21 protein-coding genes and 2 pseudogenes are annotated in these 23,618 nt (G+C 69.8%); 7 read left to right on the forward strand and 16 right to left on the reverse strand.

Features of this window, described 5'->3' with window-relative positions; translation table 11 throughout:
• Positions 1–13: 13 nt before the first annotated feature.
• Genes OG953_RS18205 through OG953_RS18220 form a run of 4 tightly spaced genes read right to left on the reverse strand, consistent with a single transcriptional unit; the run spans position 14 to position 2,990 of the window.
• The gene (locus OG953_RS18205) at positions 14–1,336 is read right to left on the reverse strand and encodes an NADH-quinone oxidoreductase subunit D (RefSeq protein WP_114246031.1); all 1,323 of its coding nucleotides are present in this window, start codon (positions 1,334–1,336) and stop codon (positions 14–16) included.
• A complete protein-coding gene (locus tag OG953_RS18210) occupies positions 1,336–2,061 on the reverse strand; it encodes an NADH-quinone oxidoreductase subunit C (RefSeq protein WP_405685417.1) in 726 nt (241 codons plus the stop codon). The genes OG953_RS18205 and OG953_RS18210 overlap by 1 nt, the downstream gene beginning before the upstream one ends.
• Entirely contained in the window at positions 2,058–2,612 is a 555-nt protein-coding gene (locus tag OG953_RS18215; RefSeq protein WP_030975705.1) for an NADH-quinone oxidoreductase subunit B family protein, read from the reverse strand. Before OG953_RS18215 ends, OG953_RS18210 begins: the two co-directional genes overlap by 4 nt.
• 18 nt (positions 2,613–2,630) lie before the next feature.
• Positions 2,631–2,990, reverse strand: coding sequence for an NADH-quinone oxidoreductase subunit A (locus OG953_RS18220; RefSeq protein ID WP_003992243.1), 360 nt, complete (start codon positions 2,988–2,990; stop codon positions 2,631–2,633).
• A gap of 760 nt (positions 2,991–3,750) precedes the next feature.
• On the opposite strand from OG953_RS18220, the gene OG953_RS18225 reads away from it, so the two are divergent.
• The 3 genes from OG953_RS18225 to OG953_RS18235 all read left to right on the forward strand — a co-directional run bounded on the left by OG953_RS18225 (position 3,751) and on the right by OG953_RS18235 (position 6,572).
• Positions 3,751–4,584: a C40 family peptidase gene (locus tag OG953_RS18225; protein ID WP_405685419.1), complete on the forward strand. Its 834-nt coding sequence runs from the start codon at positions 3,751–3,753 to the stop codon at positions 4,582–4,584.
• A 262-nt stretch (positions 4,585–4,846) separates the two neighbouring features.
• Complete coding sequence (locus OG953_RS18230; protein WP_405685420.1) at positions 4,847–5,182, forward strand: hypothetical protein; 336 nt, start codon at positions 4,847–4,849, stop codon at positions 5,180–5,182.
• A 157-nt stretch (positions 5,183–5,339) separates the two neighbouring features.
• Positions 5,340–6,572, forward strand: a complete 1,233-nt coding sequence (locus tag OG953_RS18235; protein ID WP_405685421.1) for an MraY family glycosyltransferase — start codon at positions 5,340–5,342, stop codon at positions 6,570–6,572.
• A 46-nt stretch (positions 6,573–6,618) separates the two neighbouring features.
• On the opposite strand, the gene OG953_RS18240 is transcribed toward OG953_RS18235, so the two are convergent.
• Positions 6,619–7,905 (reverse strand): geranylgeranyl reductase family protein, encoded by a 1,287-nt coding sequence (locus OG953_RS18240; protein ID WP_405685423.1) that lies wholly within the window; start codon positions 7,903–7,905, stop codon positions 6,619–6,621.
• Positions 7,906–8,002: 97 nt separating this feature from the next.
• On the opposite strand from OG953_RS18240, the pseudogene OG953_RS18245 reads away from it, so the two are divergent.
• A pseudogene (locus OG953_RS18245) lies at positions 8,003–8,565 on the forward strand (GNAT family N-acetyltransferase).
• A gap of 9 nt (positions 8,566–8,574) precedes the next feature.
• Here the strand turns inward: OG953_RS18245 and OG953_RS18250 are convergent.
• The 10 genes and pseudogenes from OG953_RS18250 to OG953_RS18295 all read right to left on the reverse strand — a co-directional run bounded on the left by OG953_RS18250 (position 8,575) and on the right by OG953_RS18295 (position 17,461).
• Entirely contained in the window at positions 8,575–9,369 is a 795-nt protein-coding gene (locus tag OG953_RS18250) for a hypothetical protein (protein ID WP_405685424.1), read from the reverse strand.
• Positions 9,269–10,294: a hypothetical protein gene (locus OG953_RS18255; RefSeq protein ID WP_405685426.1), complete on the reverse strand. Its 1,026-nt coding sequence runs from the start codon at positions 10,292–10,294 to the stop codon at positions 9,269–9,271. The genes OG953_RS18250 and OG953_RS18255 overlap by 101 nt, the downstream gene beginning before the upstream one ends.
• A 155-nt stretch (positions 10,295–10,449) precedes the next feature.
• Positions 10,450–10,494 (reverse strand): annotated as a pseudogene (locus OG953_RS18260) (hypothetical protein); the annotation flags it as partial.
• 107 nt (positions 10,495–10,601) lie between these two features.
• Positions 10,602–11,294 (reverse strand): demethylmenaquinone methyltransferase, encoded by a 693-nt coding sequence (locus OG953_RS18265; protein WP_383073457.1) that lies wholly within the window; start codon positions 11,292–11,294, stop codon positions 10,602–10,604.
• A 295-nt stretch (positions 11,295–11,589) separates the two neighbouring features.
• Complete coding sequence (locus tag OG953_RS18270; RefSeq protein WP_405685428.1) at positions 11,590–12,015, reverse strand: RNA polymerase sigma factor; 426 nt, start codon at positions 12,013–12,015, stop codon at positions 11,590–11,592.
• A gap of 129 nt (positions 12,016–12,144) precedes the next feature.
• Positions 12,145–12,411, reverse strand: coding sequence for a hypothetical protein (locus OG953_RS18275; RefSeq protein WP_405685429.1), 267 nt, complete (start codon positions 12,409–12,411; stop codon positions 12,145–12,147).
• 72 nt (positions 12,412–12,483) lie between these two features.
• Positions 12,484–13,137 carry an imidazolonepropionase-like domain-containing protein gene (locus OG953_RS18280; RefSeq protein ID WP_405685430.1) on the reverse strand — a complete coding sequence of 218 codons (654 nt, stop codon included), beginning with the start codon at positions 13,135–13,137 and terminating at the stop codon, positions 12,484–12,486.
• Between the two features lie 7 nt (positions 13,138–13,144).
• On the reverse strand, positions 13,145–14,344 hold the full coding sequence (gene mqnC, locus OG953_RS18285; RefSeq protein WP_093894616.1) for a cyclic dehypoxanthinyl futalosine synthase: 1,200 nt from the start codon (positions 14,342–14,344) through the stop codon (positions 13,145–13,147).
• 72 nt (positions 14,345–14,416) lie between these two features.
• Positions 14,417–16,213 carry a serine/threonine-protein kinase gene (locus tag OG953_RS18290; protein WP_405685432.1) on the reverse strand — a complete coding sequence of 599 codons (1,797 nt, stop codon included), beginning with the start codon at positions 16,211–16,213 and terminating at the stop codon, positions 14,417–14,419.
• Positions 16,214–16,582: 369 nt separating this feature from the next.
• The gene (locus tag OG953_RS18295) at positions 16,583–17,461 is read right to left on the reverse strand and encodes a menaquinone biosynthetic enzyme MqnA/MqnD family protein (RefSeq protein WP_266358853.1); all 879 of its coding nucleotides are present in this window, start codon (positions 17,459–17,461) and stop codon (positions 16,583–16,585) included.
• A 371-nt stretch (positions 17,462–17,832) separates the two neighbouring features.
• Between OG953_RS18295 and OG953_RS18300 the strand changes: the two genes are divergently transcribed.
• Both OG953_RS18300 and OG953_RS18305 read left to right on the forward strand, forming a co-directional pair.
• On the forward strand, positions 17,833–18,036 hold the full coding sequence (locus OG953_RS18300) for a cold-shock protein (RefSeq protein ID WP_003967102.1): 204 nt from the start codon (positions 17,833–17,835) through the stop codon (positions 18,034–18,036).
• A gap of 173 nt (positions 18,037–18,209) precedes the next feature.
• A complete protein-coding gene (locus OG953_RS18305; protein ID WP_405685434.1) occupies positions 18,210–19,037 on the forward strand; it encodes a MerR family transcriptional regulator in 828 nt (275 codons plus the stop codon).
• Between the two features lie 68 nt (positions 19,038–19,105).
• Here OG953_RS18305 and OG953_RS18310 read toward each other — a convergent pair whose 3' ends face one another.
• Positions 19,106–20,335, reverse strand: a complete 1,230-nt coding sequence (locus tag OG953_RS18310; RefSeq protein ID WP_405685436.1) for an amidohydrolase family protein — start codon at positions 20,333–20,335, stop codon at positions 19,106–19,108.
• A gap of 263 nt (positions 20,336–20,598) precedes the next feature.
• Here OG953_RS18310 and OG953_RS18315 point away from each other — a divergent pair, with 263 nt between their 5' ends.
• A complete protein-coding gene (locus tag OG953_RS18315; protein WP_405685437.1) occupies positions 20,599–23,559 on the forward strand; it encodes a BTAD domain-containing putative transcriptional regulator in 2,961 nt (986 codons plus the stop codon).
• Positions 23,560–23,618 lie beyond the last annotated feature (59 nt).

Raw genomic sequence — 23,618 nt, forward strand, 5'->3', positions numbered from 1 at the left:
TGACGTGTTTCGGTCACCGGTCGACGCCTCCCATCACGGGGTCGATGGACGCGACGGCGACGATGACGTCGGCGACCTGGCCGCCCTCGCACATCGCCGCCATGGCCTGCAGATTGGTGAAGGACGGGTCGCGGAAGTGGACCCGGTAGGGGCGGGTGCCGCCGTCCGAGACGACATGGACGCCGAGCTCGCCCTTGGGCGACTCGACGGCGGTGTACGTCTGTCCGGCCGGGACGCGGAAGCCCTCGGTCACCAGCTTGAAGTGGTGGATCAGGGCCTCCATGGAGGTGCCCATGATCTTCTTGATGTGGTCGAGCGAGTTGCCGAGCCCGTCCGGACCGAGCGCGAGCTGCGCCGGCCAGGCGATCTTCTTGTCGGCAACCATCACCGGTCCGGGGGCGAGCCGGTCGATGCACTGCTCGACGATCCGCAGCGACTGGCGCATCTCCTCGAGCCGGATGAGGAAGCGGCCGTAGGCGTCGCAGCTGTCGGCGGTGGGGACGTCGAACTCGTAGTTCTCGTATCCGCAGTAGGGGTCCGTCTTGCGCAGGTCGTGCGGGAGTCCGGCGGAGCGCAGGATCGGGCCGGTGGCGCCGAGTGCCATGCAGCCGGTCAGGTCGAGATAGCCGACGTCCTGCATACGGGCCTTGAAGATCGGGTTGCCGGTGGCGAGCTTGTCGTACTCCGGCAGGTTCTTCTTCATGGTCTTCACGAACTCGCGGAGCTGGTCGATCGCGCCGGGCGGCAGGTCCTGGGCGAGTCCGCCGGGCCGGATGAACGCATGGTTCATCCGCAGGCCGGTGATCAGCTCGAAGAGGTCGAGAACGAGTTCACGATCACGGAAGCCGTAGATCATGATCGTGGTGGCGCCGAGCTCCATGCCGCCGGTGGCGATGCACACCAGGTGCGAGGAGATCCGGTTGAGCTCCATCAGGAGCACGCGCAGGATGCTGGCCCGGTCGGGGATCTGGTCCTCGATGCCGAGGAGCTTCTCGACGCCCAGGCAGTACGCCGCCTCGTTGAAGAACGGCGTCAGATAATCCATGCGCGTCACGAAGGTGGTGCCCTGGGTCCAGTTCCGGAATTCGAGGTTCTTCTCGATGCCGGTGTGGAGGTAGCCGATGCCGCAGCGGGCCTCGGTGACGGTCTCGCCGTCGATCTCCAGGATCAGCCGCAGCACCCCGTGCGTGGACGGGTGCTGGGGGCCCATGTTGACGATGATGCGCTCGTCGTCGGACTTGACCGCCGACTCGACGACCTCGTCCCAGTCGCCGCCGGTGACTGTATATACAGTCCCCTCGGTCGTCGCCCGAGGTGTTGCATGGGGAGTAGACATCAGGAGTACGACCTCCGCTGGTCCGGAGCCGGGATCTGGGCGCCCTTGTACTCGACGGCAATGCCACCGAGCGGGTAGTCCTTGCGCTGCGGGAAGCCCTGCCAGTCGTCCGGCATCATGATCCGGGTGAGGGCGGGGTGCCCGTCGAAGATGAGCCCGAAGAAGTCGTATGCCTCACGCTCGTGCCAGTCGTTGGTCGGGTAGACCTCGACGAGGGACGGGATGTGCGGATCGTTGTCCGGGGCCGACACCTCCAGGCGGATCAGCCGGCCGTGCGTGATCGAGCGCAGGTGGTAGACGGCGTGCAGTTCCCGGCCCTTGTCGCCGAGGAAGTGGACGCCGCTCACCCCCGTACAGAGCTCGAAGCGCAGCGCCGGGTCGTCGCGCAGGGTCCGGGCGACCCGGACGAGGTGCTCCCGGGCGATGTGGAAGGTGAGTTCGCCGCGGTCGACGACGGTCTTCTCGATGGCGTTCTCGGGAAGCAGGTCCTGTTCCTCCAGGGCCCCTTCGAGCTCGTCGGCCACCTCGTCGAACCAGCCGCCGTACGGGCGGGACGTGGCGCCCGGCAGCACCACCGTGCGGACGAGGCCGCCGTAGCCGGAGGTGTCGCCGCCGTTGTTGGCGCCGAACATGCCCTTGCGTACGCCGATGACCTCGCCGGTCTCGTCGCGGGGTGCGGGCACGCCGTTGTTGCTCTGCTCGTCGTGGTTCTGGTTCTCACTCACCGCAGGAGCCCCTTCATCTCGATCAGGGGCAGTGCCTTGAGCGCCGCGTCCTCCGCCTCGCGGGCGGCCTCCTCCGCGTTGACCCCGAGCTTGGAGCTCTGGATCTTCTGGTGGAGCTTGAGGATCGCGTCCATCAGCATCTCGGGCCGCGGCGGGCAGCCCGGCAAATAGATATCAACCGGGACAATGTGATCAACACCCTGGACAATGGCGTAATTGTTGAACATCCCGCCCGATGATGCACAAACCCCCATGGAGATAACCCACTTGGGGTTCGGCATCTGGTCGTAGACCTGCCGCAGAACGGGCGCCATCTTCTGGCTGACCCGCCCTGCCACGATCATCAGATCCGCCTGTCGCGGCGATCCGCGGAAGACCTCCATCCCGAAACGGGCCAGGTCGTAACGCCCGGCTCCGGTCGTCATCATCTCGATGGCGCAGCAGGCGAGGCCGAAGGTGGCGGGGAAGACGGAGGACTTCCGTACCCAGCCGGCGGCCTGCTCGACAGTGGTCAGCACGAAGCCGCTGGGCAGCTTCTCTTCGAGTCCCATGGTGTGCCCCTCAGCCCCTCAGTCCCATTCCAGGCCGCCGCGACGCCATACATACGCGTAGGCGACGAAGACGGTGAGCACGAAGAGCAACATCTCCACGAGCCCGAAGATCCCCAGGGCGTCGAAGGTGACCGCCCAGGGATAGAGGAAGACGATCTCGATGTCGAAGACGATGAAGAGCATCGCCGTCAGGTAGTACTTGATGGGGAAGCGGCCACCTCCGGCTGGAGTGGGGGTGGGTTCGATACCGCACTCGTACGCTTCGAGCTTTGCTCGGTTGTACCGCTTCGGGCCGATAAGCGTGGCCATGACCACGGAGAAGATCGCAAACCCTGCCCCGAGGGCGCCGAGCACGAGGATGGGCGCGTAGGCATTCACGCTCCTCGCTCCTTCCAGTCGTCCTTGACCGTTGGACCGCATCGGGCGATTCGGCTCGCCACCCCACCAAGATCGTGCACATGTGAGGCAGTTCACAAGCCCGACTGCCCCGCATCCTATGCCCGCCGTCCTGTGATCTGCGACACGGGATACGACAACGCGTTTGTGATCTCCACCACCCGGCGAAGGGCTACGAAGCCGCCCGAGCGGTGATCTTCGTACGCAAAGCGGCCGAGCGATCACGAGACGTGACATCCGATGTTGTATGTGCTGGTCAAGAAGGTGTTGCACTAACAATCAGATACCCGCTCAGGCAAATTGGCAATGGACGGCCTGAGAGTGATAAGGGGATCTGCCCCACTCTGGACTCACCCGCGCGGGGGGTCACCGGGGAGCGAAGTGGACGTGTGCACGCATTCACGATCTTCCGGATGAATGGACCGCCACCCGGGATCCGACGCCACCTCGGACGTCGAGCACGCCCACACCCCCACACCGCAGCCACGCTGTGACCTGCGTCACTCCATCCGGGCTTCAATAAAAGCGGGCTTGGCCATCGGTGCGAACGGATGGTAAGTGGCGGGCAATTCGGGCGTATTGCCGAAAGTCCGTGATCACAGCGGTAATCAAGCGTGCCCGGTTTGCCCGTTACGGCGTCAATAAGGGCCGCCAGAAAGCGGATTCACAGATTCCGGACGTAACTGTGTCGCAACACACGTTTCTTGATGGGAGCCCCGGAGCCCTGATAGCGCTAGTACTCATGTCCCACACCGCTCACATACCCAGCCACCGGAAGCCCCGCCGAAACGCGCCGAAGACGGCGCTGCGGGCCGGAGTTGCCGGTGGCGTCCTCAGCACCATCGCGGTCGCAGGCGCTGCCGCTCCGGCCCAGGCCGAGCCGGTGACCCAGACCATCGAGATGCCCACCATCACCGCCGGGCTCTCCACCGCCGTCGCCGCGTCCGCTCAGGCCACGCAGCAGGTCGCCCAGGACCTGCAGACACAGGCCCAGGAGGACGCCGCAGCCGCCACCGCGGCCAAGACCGCCAAGAAGGCCAAGGCCGAGGCAGTCCGCAAGGCAGAGGCCGAGAAGAAGGCGGAGGCGGCCGCCAAGGCCAAGGCGGAGGCCGCCGAGCGCGCTTCCCGCTCCGCCGCCCGTACGACCCTCAGCACGTCCTCCGGCTCCTCCGCCGGCACCGCCGTGGCCCCGGCCTCCTATTCCTCCTCGTCGAGCGCCACCGGCTCCGCCGCCTCCGTCGTCGCCTTCGCGCAGGCCCAGGTCGGCGACGCGTACGTGTCCGGCGGCACCGGCCCCAACTCGTGGGACTGCTCCGGCCTGGTCCAGGCCGCGTTCCGCTCGGTGGGCGTCGACCTCCCGCGCGTCTCCCAGGCCCAGTCGACCGCCGGCACCCAGGTCTCCCTGAGCAACCTCCAGCCGGGCGACATCCTGTACTGGGGCGGCGCGGGCTCCGCGTACCACGTCGGTGTCTACGTGGGCGGCGGCCAGTTCGTCGGCGCGCAGAACTCCAGCACCGGTGTGGTGCAGCGTCCGCTCTCCTACGACCCGCCGTCGGGCGCGGTCCGCGTGCTCTGATTCCGCGGAATCCACCGGATCCGGCGTGTTCACGGATTCACAAGCGCCTTCTCGGCGCGCGGCGAAGGGCCGTCACTCCCCCGCTCGGGAGTGACGGCCCTTCGCCGTTTTCCGGCCCCGGACCGCCCCCGGACCGCCACGGACCCGCTGAAATGCGACATCGCCCCCGGCAGGCGTCGTTGACGTCGCGAACCTGCCGGACACCGTCCACCGCCGCCTGTCACCTTCTCGGCCGTGGACGGCCGATCCCGCGACCGGTGCGTTGCGCTACGGCCCCGCCACCTGCTTCGTCCCCGAGCCGATCGATCTGCGCATCATGGCCACGCCCCAGGAGGCCATCCGCGCCATCCGCGTCCAGCTCCGGGCGAACCGCCTCTTCGGCCTCACGCCGCACGAGCTGGCCCGTGCCCTCCACTGGTCCGACAAGGGCGGCTGGGTCCAGGCCCTGGGGGCGCTCCCTCGCGGCAGGCCCTGCGGGTTCACGCTCATCCTGCGCGGTGGCCGGCACATCGAGTGGCATGTCCGCCCGCTCACGTACGTATCGCTCGACGCCCACTCGCACCACACCCCGCACCCAGTAGTACAAACATCCGCATGAGTTAGGCTCGCCGGGGCGCAGTGAGGGGCCACGATCGGGGTCCGGGCTTCAGTGCCGCCGCATCGGACTCGCCACCGGCCCCGTCCAACCCTGAGCAGCAGCCCCGGATGTAACTGTTCAGGTATCGGCCTGCTGGGCCGGGATGTGAGGGCCGCCCGTGCGGGACTACTTGCTCATGCTGTTCGTCACGGCAGCGGTGACCCATCTCCTGACCGGCCCCGTACGGAAGTTCGCCATCACGATCGGGGTGGTCCCCGAGGTCCGGGCGCGCGATGTCCACCGCGAGCCCACTCCGCGCCTGGGCGGCATGGCCATGTTCGGTGGGCTGCTGGCCGGACTGCTGGTTGCCTCCCACCTGCCGCACCTGGAAGAGATCTTCACCCAGAGCTCGACGCCACGGGCACTGCTGTCCGGCGCGGCCCTGATCTGTCTGCTCGGCGTACTCGACGACAAATGGGGCGTCGACGCGCTGGTCAAGCTCGGCGGCCAGGTTCTCGCCGCCGGAGTGATGGTCTTCCAGGGACTGACCATCCTCTGGCTCCCGGTGCCGGGCACCGACGGGATCTACCTCTCCGACTGGCAGGGCACGCTGCTGACCGTGGGGCTGATCGTCGTCTCCATCAACGCGGTGAACTTCGTCGACGGGCTCGACGGGCTGGCCGCGGGCACGGTGGGCATCGCGGCGTCGGCGTTCTTCCTGTACGCGTACCGGCTCTGGTACGGCTACGGCATCGAGGCCGCCGCGTCCACCACACTGATCTCCGCGATCCTGGCGGGCATGTGCCTGGGGTTCCTGGTCCACAACTCCCACCCGGCCCGGATCTTCATGGGCGACTCGGGCTCGATGCTGCTCGGCCTGCTCATCGCCGGATGCGCGGTCTCCGTGACGGGCGAGGTCGACCCGAGCCTCCTCAACCAGTCGATGGACGGCAGGTCCGGGTCGGCCGCGATGGTGCCGGTCTACATTCCGCTGCTGCTGCCGCTGTCCGTCATCGCGCTGCCGGTCGCGGACCTCGTGCTCGCCGTCATCAGGCGTACGTGGAACGGGATGTCCCCCTTCGCCGCCGACAAGGGACACCTCCATCACCGGCTGCTCCAACTCGGCCACTCGCACCGCCGGGCCGTGCTGCTCATGTACTTCTGGTCGGCGCTGTTCTCGTTCGGGATCGTGGCCTACTCGGCGCGGGGCGCCAAGTCCTGGATGCTCTTCGGGGTCGCGTTCGTCTGCGCGGTGGGCCTGATCCTGCTGCTCCAGCCCCGCTACGAGTCCGGCCTCACCCGCCGGCTGCTGCCGCGCAGGCCCAGGGGCCGCGTGGTCGCCACCGGCGGAAGGCACACCGAGGCCGACGACCACCGCACACGCGTGGACGCCGGCCGCCGGGACGGTTGACGGGTTCCGACGGCGGTGCGGGGCGGCGGGGAGACGGCGTGGCGGCTCAGGCCTTCGGGGCCACCTTCGAAAGACCGTTGATGATCCGGTCCATCGCGTCGCCGCCCGTCGGGTCGGTCAGGTTGGCGAGCATCTTCAGCGTGAACTTCATCAGCAGCGGGTGTGTCAGACCGCGCTGGGTGGCGATCTTCATGACCTTCGGGTTGCCGATCAGCTTCACGAAGGCGCGGCCCATCGTGTAGTAGCCGCCGTAGGTCTCCTTGAGCACCTTCGGGTAGTTGTTCAGCGCCAGTTCGCGCTGGGCCGGGGTCGCGCGGGCGTGGGCCTGGACGATGACGTCCGCGGCGATCTGGCCCGACTCCATGGCGTACGCGATGCCTTCGCCGTTGAACGGGTTGACCATGCCGCCCGCGTCACCGACGAGCAGCAGGCCCTTGGTGTAGTGCGGCTGGCGGTTGAAGGCCATCGGGAGGGCGGCGCCGCGGATCGGCGTCGTCATGTTCTCCGGGGTGTAGCCCCAGTCCTCCGGCATGGACGCGCACCACGCCTTGAGGACCTCGCGCCAGTCCAGCTCCTTGAAGGCGGAGGAGGAGTTGAGGATGCCGAGGCCGACGTTGGACGTGCCGTCGCCCATGCCGAAGATCCAGCCGTAGCCGGGCAGGAGCTGGTCCTGGGGACCTCGGCGGTCCCACAGCTCCAACCAGGATTCCAGGTAGTCGTCGTCGTGGCGGGGCGAGGTGAAGTACGTACGCACGGCCACGCCCATCGGGCGGTCCTCGCGGCGGTGCAGGCCCATGGCGAGCGACAGCCGGGTGGAGTTGCCGTCGGCGGCGACGACGAGCGGGGCGTGGAAGGTGACCGGGGTCTTCTCCTCGCCGAGCTTCGCGTTGACGCCGGTGATGCGGCCGGTGCGGTCGTCGACGATCGGGGCACCGACATTGCAGCGCTCGTGAAGCCGCGCGCCCGCCTTCTGCGCCTGGCGGGCCAGCTGCTCGTCGAAGTCGTCGCGCTTGCGGACCAGTCCGTAGTCCGGGTACGAGGCGAGATCCGGCCAGTCCAGTTGGAGGCGGACGCCGCCGCCGATGATGCGCAGACCCTTGTTGCGCAGCCAGCCGGCCTCTTCGGAGATGTCGATGCCCATGGAGACGAGCTGCTTGGTGGCGCGCGGGGTGAGGCCGTCGCCGCAGACCTTCTCCCGGGGGAAGGCCGTCTTCTCCAGGAGCAGGACGTCCAGTCCGGCCTTGGCGAGGTAGTACGCGGTGGTGGAACCGGCCGGGCCTGCCCCGACGACGATCACATCCGCGCTGTGTTCGGAGAGGGGCTGCTCGGTCACGGTCGGATCTCCCGAAGACTCGAAATCGCGTGCCGCGCGGCACCTGTCCCATGCAGTCTATGGGGGTCCGCTGATCAACTTTCCGAAGGGCTCCCCGATGCCGACCGTGCCACTCGCCGCTCCTTCCGTACAGTTGCGCGTCCCGACCGACGAGGACGCGCTCTCCTGGCACCACGCGTTCGACGACCCCGAGGTGATGGAGTTCTTCGGCGGTACGTCGGAGGAGCTTTCGATGTACGAGGAGTGGACCGCCCTTCCCCAAGCTCTCAACTTCGTTCGAGCAGGGGAGACCCCATTCGCCGGCTCGACGCCGAGCTGGGCTACTGCCTGTGGACGGTGCTCGACGAGGACGGCGAGGTGGCCGGTTTCACCGGCGCCCAGCCCTGGCCGCAGACCGCGTACGGCCCGGTGGGCGAGATCGAGATCGGCTGGCGGCTGGCCCGGCCGGCCTGGGGCCGGGGTTACGCCACCGCCGCCGCGCGCCTCACTCTGGAACGGCTGCGCGCGGCCGGGGTGGAGCGGGTGGTGGCGACGATCGACGCGCGCAACGAGCGGTCGGTCGCCGTGGCCCGGCGGCTGGGGATGGAGCGGGCGGAGAGCTTCACGACTGAGCGGGCGGGACAGGTGGTGCAGTGCTTCCGGCTGGCGCTGAACGCGTGACGAGCCGGATCAGTCGATGTCGTTGAGCATCCAGGTGGCCAGGGCGGTGTCGAAGATCTGCCGTGCTTGCGGCCAGTCGGTGTCACGCTCGGTGGTGTAGACGGCGTACTCGGTGCCGTCGTTGGCAATGTAACTCTGGTCGATCGCGTGGACCGTCTCGCCGCTCTCCCGGTCCTCGTACGTGTACTCCCAGATCGCGCCCTGCAGCCCCTGGAACGTGTTGGCCGACAACTGCAGCCGTTGGTAGTTCTTCTGGTTGGCGTCGGCGGTCCGCTCCAGCGTCTGGAAGTTCTCGTACGAGCTGTACGGGGCGTTGCGGATGACGCCGACCTTGAGTTCGGCCCGGCCGGTGGAGCCCGCGTAGGTGATCTGGTGGTTCTTCTCGCTCTGCCGGTCCCAGAGCGTGGGGACGGCGAAGGAGAAGCCCGCGGTATCGGAGACGAGCCGGTAGCCCTCCGGGACGGTGGGGGCGGACGGACTCCCGGACGGGCTCGGGCTGTCGGACGGGGCCGGGCTGTCGGAGAGGGCCTGCTCCTGCGACGGGTCGGCTGCCGGAGCCTGGCTGCTCGGGGTCACGGCGGGCTTGTCGTCCTTGGCCACGTCGTCGGTTCCGCGGTCCGTCAGGGCCAGCACGCCGGCGGTCGCGCCGCCGCCGACGAGGAGTGCTGCGACGAGGGTGCCGGTCCAGATGAGGGCGGTGCGCTTACGGGCGTCGGCCGGAGGCGTGGGTGGTGCGGGAATGGGTGCCGGTGCCGGTGCGGCTGCGAGTTGGACGGTGTGCGGGTCGTAAGGGGCCGGAATCATCGGGGTGGTCGGCGCTGTCGGCGCCACACCGGGCTGCGTCGGCATCGGTGTCCGCCGCCCCGGCAGCCGCAGCAGATGCGGCGCCGCGAACACCGCGCCGCCCACCCACGCTCAGTCCGAGCACCATCAGACCGATGTTCGGCAGCAACGGCAGCGCGATCAGCATGGCTTCGCCGTCCACACCGTCAGCATTGGCGTACGCGATGAACCCGATCAGGGTGCAGAGCAGCAGTACGGCGCCGAGCGCCCGTACCGCCGTCCCCGCCGCCCGGACCACGGTGTGCGCGACCGGCCGCGCGGCCAGCCACTGGGCCGACGCGTCGCGTTGCAGTACGCCGCCGGTGACCAGCAACGAGATCACCAGCGCCCCGAGGGCGGCGAGCAGCGGCGCGGACGAGACCGAGACACCCGCGACATCGGGCTGGGCGAACAGCCCGAGGACCAGCACGGCGGCGGTCGCCACCACGCTGATCCGTACCGCCGCCTCCATGCCACCGCCCTGCTTACGGGCCGCCCGGGCGCCCAGGAACAGCGCACCCACCCACAGCACGGTGACCGTGAGCGGGACCACGAAGAGCGTGGCGCCGCCCTGCGAAACGCCGCCTCCGGAGTCGTACCCGCTGCCGTCGAAGCCGTTGCCGTCGAGGCCTCCGCCCGGACCGGTGGACCGCACCTCGAAGCCGCCGCCGAACGCCTGGAGCAGCATCGCCAGCGCGATCCGCAGCCGGTCGCTCCAGCCGACGACGACGTCGTCACCCTGGCCGTACGAGGGGATGGCGAGCGCCACGGCGAGGGCGAGGATCAGCCCGGTGGGCCAAGCCGCCGCCTTCGCCGAACCCGCCCAGTCGCCGCGGAAGGCCCGGCCGAGGAACGCGCCGAAGGGCGACGGCCCGGCGGGACCCGGCAGCGGCGGGGCGGCCGGCATCGGCGCATAGCCGGGCGGCGGTGCGGCTCATGCTGCGCGGGCTGGTGCGGCAGGAGCTGAGGTGGCCGTGGCGGCGCGTCAGGCATGGTCGGCGGGGCTGCCGGCGCCGCGTCCACGGTCGGCCGCTCACGCCCGCACTTCATGCAGAAGCGCGCCTCGTCCGGGGCCGGTGTTCCACAGAAGGAGCAGTACGACGGCATGAGAGCTCCGGCGGCAGGGACGGGGACGGGGAAGACGTGTGGCGTATCGACGGACACATCTTCCCCACCGTCCGGTTCCCGTCAACGGGAGTCGGCGGAGCGTTGCTTCAGGGCCGTACGCCCCGGTGCAGCGCCACCACACCACCGGTGAGGTTGCGCCAGGCGACCTTCGACCAGCCGGCCCGCTGGAGCTTGGCCGCGAGCCCGGCCTGGTCGGGCCAGGCGCGGATGGACTCGGCGAGATAGACGTACGCGTCGGGGTTGGACGACACCGCCCGCGCGACCGGCGGCAGCGCCCGCATCAGGTACTCGGTGTACACCGTGCGGAACGGCGTCCAGGTCGGCTGCGAGAACTCGCAGATCACCACCCGGCCGCCCGGCTTCGTCACCCGGTACAGCTCGCGCAGCGCCGCGTCCGTGTCCTGGACGTTGCGCAGCCCGAAGGAGATCGTCACCGCGTCGAAGGTCTCGTCGCGGAACGGCAGCCTGGTGGCGTCGCCTGCGGTGAAGGGCAGCCACGAGTTGCGCTTCTTGCCCTCCTGCAGCATGCCGAGGGAGAAGTCGCACGGCACGACGTACGCGCCCGTCGCGGCGAACGGCAGCGAGGACGTCGCCGTGCCCGCTGCCAGGTCGAGGACCTTCTCCGCGGGCCGGGCGTGCACCGCCTTCGCGACCTCCTTGCGCCACAGCCGGGCCTGGCCGAGCGACAGCACATCGTTGGTGAGGTCGTAGTTCGCCGCCACGTCGTCGAACATCGTGGCGACTTCGTGCGGCTGCTTGTCCAGGGAGGCTCGGGTCACCCACCCATTCAAGCAGCCCGGTCTGCGGTGCTTCGCGCCGGTCGCGAGTCGTTACCCGGGTGGACTGAACCAATCGCTTCCACCGATGGTCAGTACAGAGGGGCACGGAGCCGCCGGGATCCAGGGGGAGCCCAGATGTCCGCACGAGGCGCACGCCGCCGGCCGGAGCCGGAACACCGCCGAAGACGCCTGTTCGCCGCCGCCGTCGTCCCGGCAGCGCTGATCTGTGCCGCCGCTGTCGTGGGGCCCCGGTGGAGCACCGGCCGCGATCGGGACATGATCTATGGCCGGCCGGTCACACGGGGGTCCGCACCGGACGGGCCGACCGGGCGCGCAGGTGTGGCCGGCAGTGGTTCATTGATGCCCGGGGGGCCGGCGGGCGGCGCCGGAGCCGGGTCCAGCGGGCTGCCGGGCAGCAGGCACTGCGACGTCTGCGCAGCACGGAGCGGGCAGCGTTGACCACGGCGGTGTACAGGTAGGCCCCGGGGTCCTGGAGCCCGTCCAGCGAGGTGCCGTGCGTGCGGCAGACGGCGGCGAAGGCGTCCTGGACGACGTCCTCGGCGGTGTGCAGATCGTCCACCAGGAAGAGCGCGAGCCGCACCATGTCGAGTCGCCGTGCCTGGTACAGCTCGGTCAGCGTGGGCGGCGGCTCGTCGTCGTACGGCGTGCCGAGTGCCCGCAGACGATGTTTCCGTTCCGGCGCATTCTCGGTCCGGGGCATGCGGGAGAACAGACGGGACCACCGGGGCGGCGCTGCGGGAATGGCGTACTGCATGGACCTCGATCCGTTGCGGGAGGGGCGGGCGGGCCTGCGGAAAGGCCGGCCCGCCCCGTGGTGCTGCCGCTGCTGCTACTTCTGGACTCCGCTGCCCGGCTGGATCACCCGGGGCGCGTCGGCCGGGACGGGTACGGTGCCGGGCTTGCCCGCGTCGGCAGGCTTGCCCGCCTCGACGACCTTCGGGGTACCAGCGGGCTTCGAGCCGACGGGCTTCGACACGGTCTGCGGGGCTGCGTCCCCGGTCGTGGTGGCCTTCGGCGCGGCCGGCTCCACGCCGGAGTCGGCAACGGCCTGCACGGCGAAGCCGCCGCCCAGCAGCAGCGCGACACCGGTGCACATACATACGCGGCCCGTCCGTGCCGTGACAACACGGGTGCCCGGATTCCGGGACCGTCCGGCTCCGGAGGGGCACTAGCGCCGCCGGTACACCAGCCGCCCGCCCAGCACCGTGGCCACGCAGCGTCCCGCCCCCGCCGCGCACAGCGCCGCCTCATCGGGCACGTCGAAGACGGCGAGGTCGGCGCGGCCGCCGACGGTGAGCGGGCCGTGCACGGAACCGGGCAGGTCGTACCCCTCCACGAACGGGTCCAGGCTCGGTTCGCCGACCAGGATGCCGGGGGCGCCGACGGCCGAGACCTCCGTCATACCCGAGCGGGCGACGGCGGTGCGGACGGCCGGGTCGTGGAAGCGGCCCGCGAGGTGCGTCGTGCCGTACCGCAGCATCCGCTGCAGCCCGCGCCGTACGCTGCCCGCCCGCCGCGTCGCGTCCATCTCACCGACCAGCCGCTCGAACGCCTCGCCCCACAGCGGCTGGTCGCCGAGCGCGTCCGCCTCGCGCGGGTCGGGGTGGTAGCAGCGGGTGAGCAGCCACAGCCCGTGCCACTGCCGCAGTCCCGGCGTGATGACGCCCGGCCATGTGCGGACCCGGGCCGTGGGGTGGGCGGCCACGACCTCGTCGTACGGTCCGAGGGCGACGATCCGGTCGCCTTCCACGGCCACCGCACCCTGCGCAACGGCAGCCGCACCGACCGGAAGAACCAGCGGCGCGGCATGAACGGTCAGCAAAGCGGCCTCAGTTGGCGTTCAGGAGCTTCAGCTCCGGATGCGCCGTGCCGCCCTCGATCGCGGTGGACGAGATGTGCGAGACGACGCGCTCGTCGACCGGGTCGTTCGCCGGGTCGTCGTGGACGACGAGGTGCTCGTACGTCGTGGCGCGCTGCGCCGGTACGCGGCCGGCCTTGCGGATCAGGTCGATGATTTCGAGCCGGTTGGAGCGGTGCTTGGCACCGGCCGAGGAGACGACGTTCTCCTCCAGCATGATCGAGCCGAGGTCGTCGGCGCCGTAGTGCAGCGACAGCTGGCCGACCTCCTTGCCGGTGGTCAGCCAGGAGCCCTGGATGTGCGCGACGTTGTCGAGGAAGATCCGGGCGATGGCGATCATCCGCAGGTACTCGAAGAGCGTCGCCTGCGTCCGGCCCTTGAGGTGGTTGTTCTCCGGCTGGTACGTGTACGGGATGAACGCGCGGAAGCCACCCGTGCGGTCCTGTACGTCGCGGATCATCCGCAGGTGCTCGATGCGCTCGGCGTTGGTCTCGCCGGTGCCCATCAGCATGGTGGAGGTGGACTCGACACCGAGGCGGTGCGCGGCCTCCATGATCTCCAGCCAGCGCTCACCGGACTCCTTGAGCGGGGCGATCGCCTTGCGCGGCCTGGCCGGCAGCAGCTCGGCACCCGCTCCCGCGAAGGAGTCGAGACCGGCGGCGTGGATGCGCTGGATGGCCTCCTCGACGGAGACCTTGGAGATCCGGGCCATGTGCTCGACCTCGGAGGCGCCGAGCGAGTGGATGACGAGCTGCGGGAACGCCTTCTTGATGGCGGAGAAGTGCTCCTCGTAGTACTCGACGCCGTAGTCCGGGTGGTGCCCGCCCTGGAACATGATCTGCGTGCCGCCGAGTTCGACGGTCTCCGCGCAGCGGCGCAGGATGTCGTCGAGGTCGCGGGACCAGCCCTTGGCGGTGTCCTTGGGCGCGGCGTAGAAGGCGCAGAACTTGCAGGCCGTGACGCACACGTTGGTGTAGTTGATGTTGCGCTCGATGATGTACGTCGCGATGTGCTCCGTACCGGCGTAACGGCGTCGGCGTACGGCGTCGGCGGCCGCACCCAGTGCGTGCAGCGGCGCCGACCGGTACAGGTCGAGGGCCTCCTCCGGAGTGATCCGACCGCCCTCGGCGGCTCGGTCGAGGATGGGCTGGAGATCGGCCTTCTCGGTCACCGGGCTGTCACCTTTCGGCGGTTTTTCAACGGATCTACGGACCGGTTCAGCGTACGCCAGCCCCTGTCGGGGTCAGCTGCCGGACCGGGTGAGCGTGCCGTACGGGCGTCCCGCGCCGCTCTCCTCGGACCGGAAGCGGAGGGTGCCGTCGGCGGCGCGCGTGAAGTGGACGTCGGTGGTGGTGGAGGTGCAGAGGGTCGGGTCGCCGGGGCGCTCCGGATCGGCACGCTCCCGGAGCGTCAGTTCCTTGTCGGTGCCGGACGAGAGGCTGGCGACGCTGTTGCAGCGGACAGTCAGTCCGAGAGCGCTGACCTCCGTGGTCATACGCACCACGTCCGCGCCCTTCTTCCCCTCGGTGAACACGGCGGTGAGCGTGCCGTGCGACTGCCCGGAGGTCTTCTCGGTGATCGGGCCCTTCCATGTGCCGATGAACGCCTTCGGGAGCTCGCTGATCTGCTCCGGGCCACCCGTACCCGAGTCCGAGGGCTGCGACGGCCGCCCGGAGGACGTGGCGGCCGGCGGGGTGTGGGCGACACCGCCGTTCTCGGCGGTGTCGCTGCCACCGCCTCCCGGCATCAGATCGAAGAGGTACGCACTGCCCACGGTCACGGCGGCGAGGGCGCCCGCCACGGCGAGGGCGACGGTGCAGCTCAGCCTCCGGCCGCGGTTGACATCGGGGCGGGCCGGGGCGGAGTCCGCGCTGACGGTGACGGAGAAGCGGGGGTCTGACGTACGTTGCCCGGTCAGCCCGGACGACCCGGTCGGCCGCGACGTCCCGGCCGACTCGGCGGTCGCCGGCCACGAGGGCGGCCCGTTCGGCCGGGGCGGCCGAGTCGGTTCATGCGACGGGAACGGCTCGATCGGCGGACCGAACCCACCGCCCGCACCACCTGCGCCGTTGGCGCCGTTGGCGCCGTTCGCGCCCCACGCCGCACTGCTGAACGGCACCGGCCCCGACTGCACCGGCGCGTCCTGCGGCTCCAGGTCCAGCAGCGCGACCGCCGCCCGGCTGACTTCGCGCACCAGAGAACCCGGCAGCCAGCCCGCCGCCACCAGCTCCGCCGCCCCGCCCGGCGCCAACTGCCGGGCCAGCTCCGTGGGGGTCGGCCGGTCCTCCGGGTCCTTCGCCAGACACCCGGCGACGACGTCCCGCAGCTCCCCCTCCAGCTCCCCCAACTCGGGCTCCTCGTGCACCACCTTGTAGAGCAGTACGGCGGAGGAGTCGCCGAGGAAGGGGGCGGTACCGGTCGCCGCGTACGCGAGCACCGCGCCGAGCGAGAAGACATCGGCCGCGCCGGAGATGTCCACGCCCCGGATCTGCTCCGGTGCCATGTAGCCCGGCGAGCCGACGGAGACCCCGGTGGAGGTGAGCGAGGCGGTGGCACCGATGGCGTGGGCGATCCCGAAGTCGATCAGCCGGGGGCCGTCGAGGGCGAGCAGCACGTTGGACGGCTTCACATCGCGGTGGATGAGGCCCTGCTCGTGCACCGCGGCCAGCGCCTCCCCGAGTCCGGCACCCAGCGTCCGCACCGCGTGCTCGGGAAGCGGCCCGTGCTCGGCGACCGCGGTGGACAGCGGGGGCCCGGCCACATAGCCGGTGGCGACCCATGGAATGGGGGCGTCCGGGTCGGCGTCCAGGACGGGCGCCGTCCACTGCGCACCGATCCGCCGCGCCGCGTCCACCTCCCGCCGGAAGCGGGCCCGGAACTGCTCGTCGAGAGCGAAGTGGGGGTGCACGACTTTGACCGCGACGGTACGTCCGCCCGCGCTGCGCCCCAGATAGACCCGGCCCATGCCGCCCGCACCGAGCCTGCCGAGCAGTCGGTAGGCACCGATGGTCAGCGGTTCGCCGGCTTCCAGCGGCTGCATATGGACTCCCCCTGTGGACCGGCCGGACCTCCGACCGAAGCCTAGGGGCGAAGGTCATCGGGTCACAGAGGAAACCATCCGCCGATTTCACCCCTAAGGGAACGAACAACGGCTTTCGACACAACAAAAGGCGTGAATACGTCGTTCACCCGAGCGATTCCGGTACACGACCGGAACTCTCCCCGGACACCATCCAGGAATCGACTATTCGACGCGTATTAACCCGAATCGATAGCCGGGCCGGGAGAAGGCGTGAGAGCGGGGCGGGAAGAGATATCCGCCGCAGAGGCACAGGATTCCCCTATAGCCCTGGCCATTTCCGCGCACGGCGTACTCGGCGCACGTCGGGCGCCCCGCCCCGCCGCCCGGTCAGCCGCCGAGCAACTCGACCTTCACGTCCGCCGGGAAGCCGGTCGTCGGACCGACCCGGCGCGCGAACTCCTGTACGCCCGCCAGCTGGTCCGGGCCGAAGCGGAAGTCCAGGGTCGTGAAGTACCGCTCCAGCACCTCCGCGTCGAAGGCCTCCCAGCGCGCCGCCTGCTCCGCGACCTTGGTGACCTCCTCCAGGGAGACGTCCCGCGAGGCCAGGAAGGCCTCGTGCACCTTGCTCACGTGGTGGGGCTCGGCCGCCAGATAGTCCTTGCGGGCCGCCCAGACCGCGAAGACGAACGGCAGCCCGGTCCAGTCCTTCCACATCTGGCCCAGGTCGTGGACCTGGAGACCGAGCCGGGGCGCGTCGTGCAGGTTGGCGCGCAGCGCGGCGTCGCCGATCAGCACGGCGGCGTCCGCCTCCTGCATCATCACGCCGAGGTCCGGCGGGCAGGTGTAGTAGTCCGGGCTGACCCCGTACCGCTCGGCGAGCAGCAGCTGGGCCAGACGCACGGAGGTGCGCGAGGTCGAGCCGAGCGCCACCCGGGCCCGGTCCAGCTGGTCCAGCGGCACCTGCGACACGATCACGCACGACATGACGGGCCCGTCGCAGCCCACCGCGATGTCGGGGAAGGCGACCAGGTCGTCGGCGTTGCGGAGGAACTCCACCAGCGTGACGGGGCCGATGTCCAGATCGCCCCTGATCAGCTGCTCACTGAGCTTCTCCGGGGTGTCCTTCGAGAGCTCCAGGTCGAGCAGGGTTCCGGTTCTCGCCAGTCCCCAGTACAGGGGGAGGCAGTTCAGGAACTGGATGTGGCCGACGCGCGGCCGGCTGCGACGGTCGTCGCCTGCGACGGTTGAGACGGTTGAATTGTCCACATCGCGAGGCTAGACCCGTGGCACCGCCCGGACGGCACCGGGTGCGCGGGGATCCCGCTCCCGGGGCCTCACCCGATCCCGCTCCCCGGGGAGCACGCCGAAGTCCTCTCCCGTACCCCTTGAAGGCATCTCGATGACACCCTCCGGGACACCCACTTCGTCAGCTCATCGGCACGGCAATCCAACATCCGAGTGAAGTGATCTTTCCCCCTACCCTTCCGTACACGCTGCGTGCTAGGCTCGACGCAAGTTGCAGTTTGGTTTCCCTTGCAGTACAGAGCCTGCGGAGCATGTAACCCGCAGGCTTTTGTAGTTTTCAGACTTCTTTGCAGGTTCTGGAGCAGGGCAACCCTTTGGCCCAAGGAGGGCTTATGGCTACCGGAACCGTCAAGTGGTTCAACGCTGAAAAGGGCTTCGGCTTCATCGCCCAGGACGGCGGCGGCCCGGATGTCTTCGTCCACTACTCCGCGATCAACGCGTCCGGGTTCCGCTCCCTCGAGGAGAACCAGGTCGTGAACTTCGACGTCACTCAGGGGCCCAAGGGTCCGCAGGCTGAGAACGTCACCCCGGCCTAGTTGCCCGGGTCGGCCGATCGCGGCCGGCTAGTAGTACCCAAGGAGCCCCGCTCCTCCGCCTCGGCGGGGAGCGGGGCTCCTGCCTGTTCTCCCGCCTTTTCCCCTCTCGGCGGCATCGGGGCGCTGCGATGCTTGACCTTGACACCGTGTGAAGCAGTGCAGTGGGAGACATCATGTTGACCATCGGAGACTTCGCCCGGTACGGACGGGTGTCGGCCCGGATGCTGCGCCACTACGACGCCATCGGGCTCCTGCACCCCGACCGCACCGACCCCGCCACCGGCTACCGCTTCTACGGGGCCGCCCAGCTCGCACGCCTCAACCGCATCATCGCTCTCAAGGATCTCGGCTTCACGCTCCAGCAGGTGCAGGCCATCCTCGACGAGCAGGTGGGATCCCAGGAGCTGCGCGGGATGCTGCGGCTGCGGCGGGCGGAGCTGGAGGAGGCCATGGCGGCTGCGGCCGCACGGCTGGCGCAGGTCGAGGCGAGGCTCCGGTCGATCGAGAGCGAGGGACGCATGTCTGCGGACGATGTGGTGGTCAAGAGTGTTGCCGCGGTACGGGTGGCCGAGCTGACCGGCACTGCGGCGGGCTACGAACCGGGGGACATCACTCCGGTGATCGGCCCGCTGTACGACAGGCTCTTCCCGCTGCTGGGCACGGTGGGCGTCAGCCCGAGCGGCCCCGGGATCGCACACTACGAGGATGCTCCGGACGGTGGCGGCGCGGTCGTCGTCCACGCCGGGGTGACGGTCTCCGCTCCGGTGGGCCCGCTCGGCGACACCGGGATCACGGTGGTCGAACTGCCCCCGTTCGAGGCGGCGACCATGGTCCACCGGGGTTCGATGGACGGCGTACTGCCGACGGCCCAGGCCCTGGCTCGCTGGATCGACGCCAACGGCTACCGGTCCGCGGGATACGCCCGCGAGATCAGCCTGGAGTGCCCCGAGGACCAGGACAAGTGGGTGACGGAACTCCAGGAGCCGGTCACCAGGGCCTGATCCCCTTCGGACGTCCATAGGTCGAAAGGAACGTGACGCCCCCCGGGTGTCACGTTCCTCGGCGCCCCCTACCGTCCCCCGGGCCCCGCCCACAGCCCGTCGTCCGTCAGCCCCAGCAGGTCGATCGCGTTGCGGCGCACGATCCGGTCCACGACATCGGCGTCCAGATGCCCCATCTGCGCCTCGCCGACCTCGCGCGACTTGGGCCAGGTGGAGTCGGAGTGCGGGTAGTCCGTCTCGTACAGAACGTTCCCGACGCCGATCGAGTCGAGATTCTTCAGCCCGAAGGCATCGTCGAAGAAGCAGCCGTAGACGTGTTCGGCGAACAGCTCCGACGGCGGACGGTGGACCTTGTCGGCGACGCCGCCCCAGGCCCGGTTCTCCTCCCAGACCACGTCGGCACGTTCCAGGATGTACGGGATCCAGCCGATCTGCCCCTCCGCGTACATGATCCGGAGGTTCGGGAACCGCTCGAACTTGCCGCTCATCAGCCAGTCGACCATCGAGAAGCAGCAGTTGGCGAAGGTGATGGTGGAACCGACGGCAGGCGGGGCGTCGGCCGAGGTGGACGGCATCTTCGAGGACGAGCCGATGTGCATCGCGATCACCGTCCCCGTCTCGTCACAGGCCCGCAGGAACGGATCCCACTCGTCCGTATGAATGGACGGCAGCCCGAGATGCGGAGGTATCTCGGAGAACGCCACCGCGCGCACGCCGCGCGCCGCGTTCCGCCGGACCTCGTCCGCTGCCAACTGCGCGTCCCAGAGCGGGATCAGGGTGAGCGGGATGAGCCGGCCCCCCGCCTCGGGGCCGCACCACTCGTCCACCATCCAGTCGTTGTACGCCCGCACCCCGAGCAGCCCCAGCTCGCGGTCCTTCGCTTCGGTGAAGGTCTGGCCGCAGAAGCGGGGGAAGGTGGGGAAGCAGAGGGCGGACTGGACGTGGTTGACGTCCATGTCGGCGAGCCGGTCGGGGACCGAGAACGAACCCGGACGCATCTGCTCGTACGTGATGACCTCAAGCCTGATCTCGTCCCGGTCGTAGCCGACCGCGGTGTCGAGCCGGGTGAGCGGGCGGTGCAGATCCTCGTACACCCACCAGTCGCCGACCGGCCCGTCGTCACCCTTCGCACCCATCACGGGCGCGAACTTGCCGCCCATGAAGGTCATTTCCTTGAGCGGTGCACGGACGATACGCGGGCCGCGGTCGAGGTACTTGGACGGGAGCCGGTCCCGCCAGACATGAGCGGGCTCCACCGTGTGGTCGTCCACCGAGATGATCTTCGGGAAGGTCTCCATGCCTACCACGGTAGCGTTGATCTGACGAACCGTCAGCTATCTGTACCGGCCCCCGTTCCACAATCGTTGTCGAGGGCTTGTGCAGAGAGCCATCCACTGCTGACGTGTCCGCCCATAACAAGGCAGACTGTTGACCGCGATACCAGCGGTACCGAGCAATCCGGATGCACCCGCCCCGAACCGGCACATGGGCGGGCCATCCGAAACAGACAGCACCAGCACGATCGGCAGGACCGGCGGGGCGAGCAGGGCAGGGGGCAGCAATGGACCGTGACAACGGGCCGCGCATGCATGTTCCGGAGCAGCGCGCTCCTGGGCAGCGGTCGGCCGACGGCGCCGATCTGCGCTTTTCCGTGCTCGGCCCGGTACGAGCACGGCGCGGCGGCGAGGCGCTGCCGTCCGGCTCCCCTCAGCAGCGCGCCCTGCTGACCGCACTGCTTCTGCGTGGCGGCCGCACGGCCACCGCCTCCGAACTCATCGACGCCATCTGGGGCGAGGACCCGCCCTCGCAGGCGCTCGCCGCCGTACGCACGTATGCCTCCCGGCTCCGCAAGTCCCTCGACCCGCAGACACTGGTCAGCGACGCCGGCGGATACGCGATCCGGACCAGGCACGACGCCCTCGACCTGACGGTGGCCCAGGAGCTGGCGGCCGAGGCGGAGAAGGCCCGGGCCGGTGGCGACCGCTCGCAGGCCCGCACCCTCTTGAACAAGGCGCTCGGCCTGTGGGACGGCGAGGCCCTGGCCTCCGTGCCCGGCCCGTACGCCGAGAATCACCGCACACGCCTGGAGGAATGGCGGCTCCAGCTCACCGAGACCCGCCTGGATCTGGACCTGGAGGTCGGCTGCCACGCGGAGGCGGTCTCCGAACTGACCGCGCTCACCGCCGCGCACCCGCTGCGCGAACGGCTGCGCGAACTCCTCATGGTCGCCCTGTACCGCAGCGGCCGCCAGGCCGAGGCGCTCGCGGTGTACGCCGACACCCGCCGGCTGCTCGCCGACGAACTGGGCGTCGACCCGCGCCCCGAGCTCTCCCAGCTCCAGCAGCGCATCCTGCAGGCCGACGAGGAACTGGCCCGCCCGGCCGACGAACCGGCCCCGGCCCCCGCACCGATGCGCCCCGCCCAGCTGCCGGCCACCGTTCCCGACTTCACGGGCCGTGCCTCCTTCGTCCGCGAACTGGGCAACCGGCTGGCGACCGCCGAGGGTTCGGTCATGGCCGTCTCGGCACTGGCCGGCATCGGCGGCGTCGGCAAGACGACCCTCGCCGTGCACGTCGCCCACCAGGCGCGCCAGCACTTCCCGGACGGCCAGCTGTACGTGGACCTCCAGGGCGCCGGCGCACGCGCCGCCGAACCGGAGACGGTCCTCGGCGCCTTCCTGCGCGCGCTGGGCACGGCGGACTCGGCGATCCCCGACTCCCTGGACGAACGCGCCGCCCTCTACCGCTCCACGCTCGACGGCCGCCGCATACTGGTCCTCCTCGACAACGCCCATGACGCGGCCCAGATCCGCCCCCTCCTCCCCGGCACCGCGGGCTGCGCGGCCCTGGTCACCAGCCGCGTCCGCATGGTCGACCTGGCCGGCGCGCACCTGGTCGACCTGGACGTGATGTCCCCGGAGGAGGCGCTCCAGCTCTTCACCCGCATCGTGAGCGAGGAGCGCATCAACTCCGAGCGCGAGGCCGCCCTCGACGTGGTCGCCGCCTGCGGCTTCCTCCCCCTGGCCATCCGCATCGCCGCCTCCCGCCTGGCCTCACGCCGCACCTGGACGGTCTCCGTCCTGGCCGCCAAACTCGCCGACGAACGCCGCCGCCTGGACGAACTCCAGGCCGGGGACCTCGCGGTGAAGGCCACCTTCGAACTCGGCTACGGCCAACTGGAACCCGCCCAGGCCCGTGCCTTCCGCCTCCTGGGCCTGGCCGACGGCCCCGACATCTCCCTGACGGCGGCGGCAGCCCTGCTCGATCTGGACGTACACACGGCGGAAGACCTGCTGGAGGCCCTGGTCGACACCAGCCTCCTGGAGTCGGCGGCCCCGGGCCGCTACCGCTACCACGACCTGGTACGCCTCTACGCGCGTTCTTGCGCCGAACGGGACGAACAGTCGCCACAGGAGCGCGAGTCGGCGCTGTCGCGGCTGCTGGACTTCTATCTGGCGACGGCGGCGGGGGTGTACGCGCTGGAGCGGCCGGGGGATCGCGCTGTCGCCCACCTGGTGGCCACCGAGTACCCGGGGCTTGAGTTCACCGACGGACACGAAGCAGTGGACTGGCTGTACGTCGAGGCCGATTCGCTGCTCGCCTGTGCCCATCAGAGCGCTTCGCGCGGGATGCTGCGGCGGGCCGTCGATCTGCTGTGCGCAGCCAAGGACCTGGCGGAGTCGGGTGCGAACTCACGTCAGTACGAGACCACGGGCGCAGCCCTGCGCGACGCGGCGAAGGCCGCCGACGACCCTCACTCCGAAGCGCGGGCCCGCGCATCGCTGTCAACCGTCTACCTCGTCTCCGGCCGTTTCGCCCTGGCCGACGAGGAAGCTCTGCACGCGATGGCACTGGCCAAGAGCACCAAGGACCCGATTCCGGCGTGCTGGGCACCCAACGACCGCGGCATCATCGCGTTCTACCAGGGCCGGCACGTGGAGGGCGAGAAATTCCTGCAGGAGGCGATAGACAACTACCGCGCGGACGGAAACCTGGTCGGCGAGGCCTCGGCGCTGTGCAACCTCTCGCGCATCCACGTGAACATGAACCGCACGGCAAGCGCGGTTGAACTTGCCCAGCAGGGCACAGCCATCTTCGACGAAATGGGGCTGAGCCTGCGCACGGCCAACGGCCGTTTCGCGCTGGGCATCGCACTCACTCAGGCCGGAAGGTCAGGTGAGGCTTTGAAGGAGCTCGACGAAGCACTGCATGTGTTCCAGGGGAACCGGCAACGGCTCTGGGAAGGTTCGACCCATTACCGCATGGCAGAAGCGCATCTGGCCGACAGGCGCCCCGCGCAGGCGGCTCAGCACGCGGAACAGGCGCTGGCCTTGCGTGTCATCGGAGGCGACTGGATGCGGGGCAACGTCCTGATTACTTTGGGACACGCCCTCGAACGCCTCGGCCAGATCGACCGAGCACATGCATGCTGGACCGAGGCGCTGGCCATCCACGAACAGTTCGGAGCCGCTGAGGCGGACGAAGTACGGGCCCTCCTCGCCCCGGTCAGCACTACTGCCTGAGCCACCACCACCGGCGGAGAACCGTCGGCGTTCATCGAACGTTTATCGCCACTCGTCAG

It is taken from the genome of Streptomyces sp. NBC_00057 (genome assembly GCF_045041165.1).
Classification (GTDB): Bacteria; Actinomycetota; Actinomycetes; order Streptomycetales; family Streptomycetaceae; genus Streptomyces.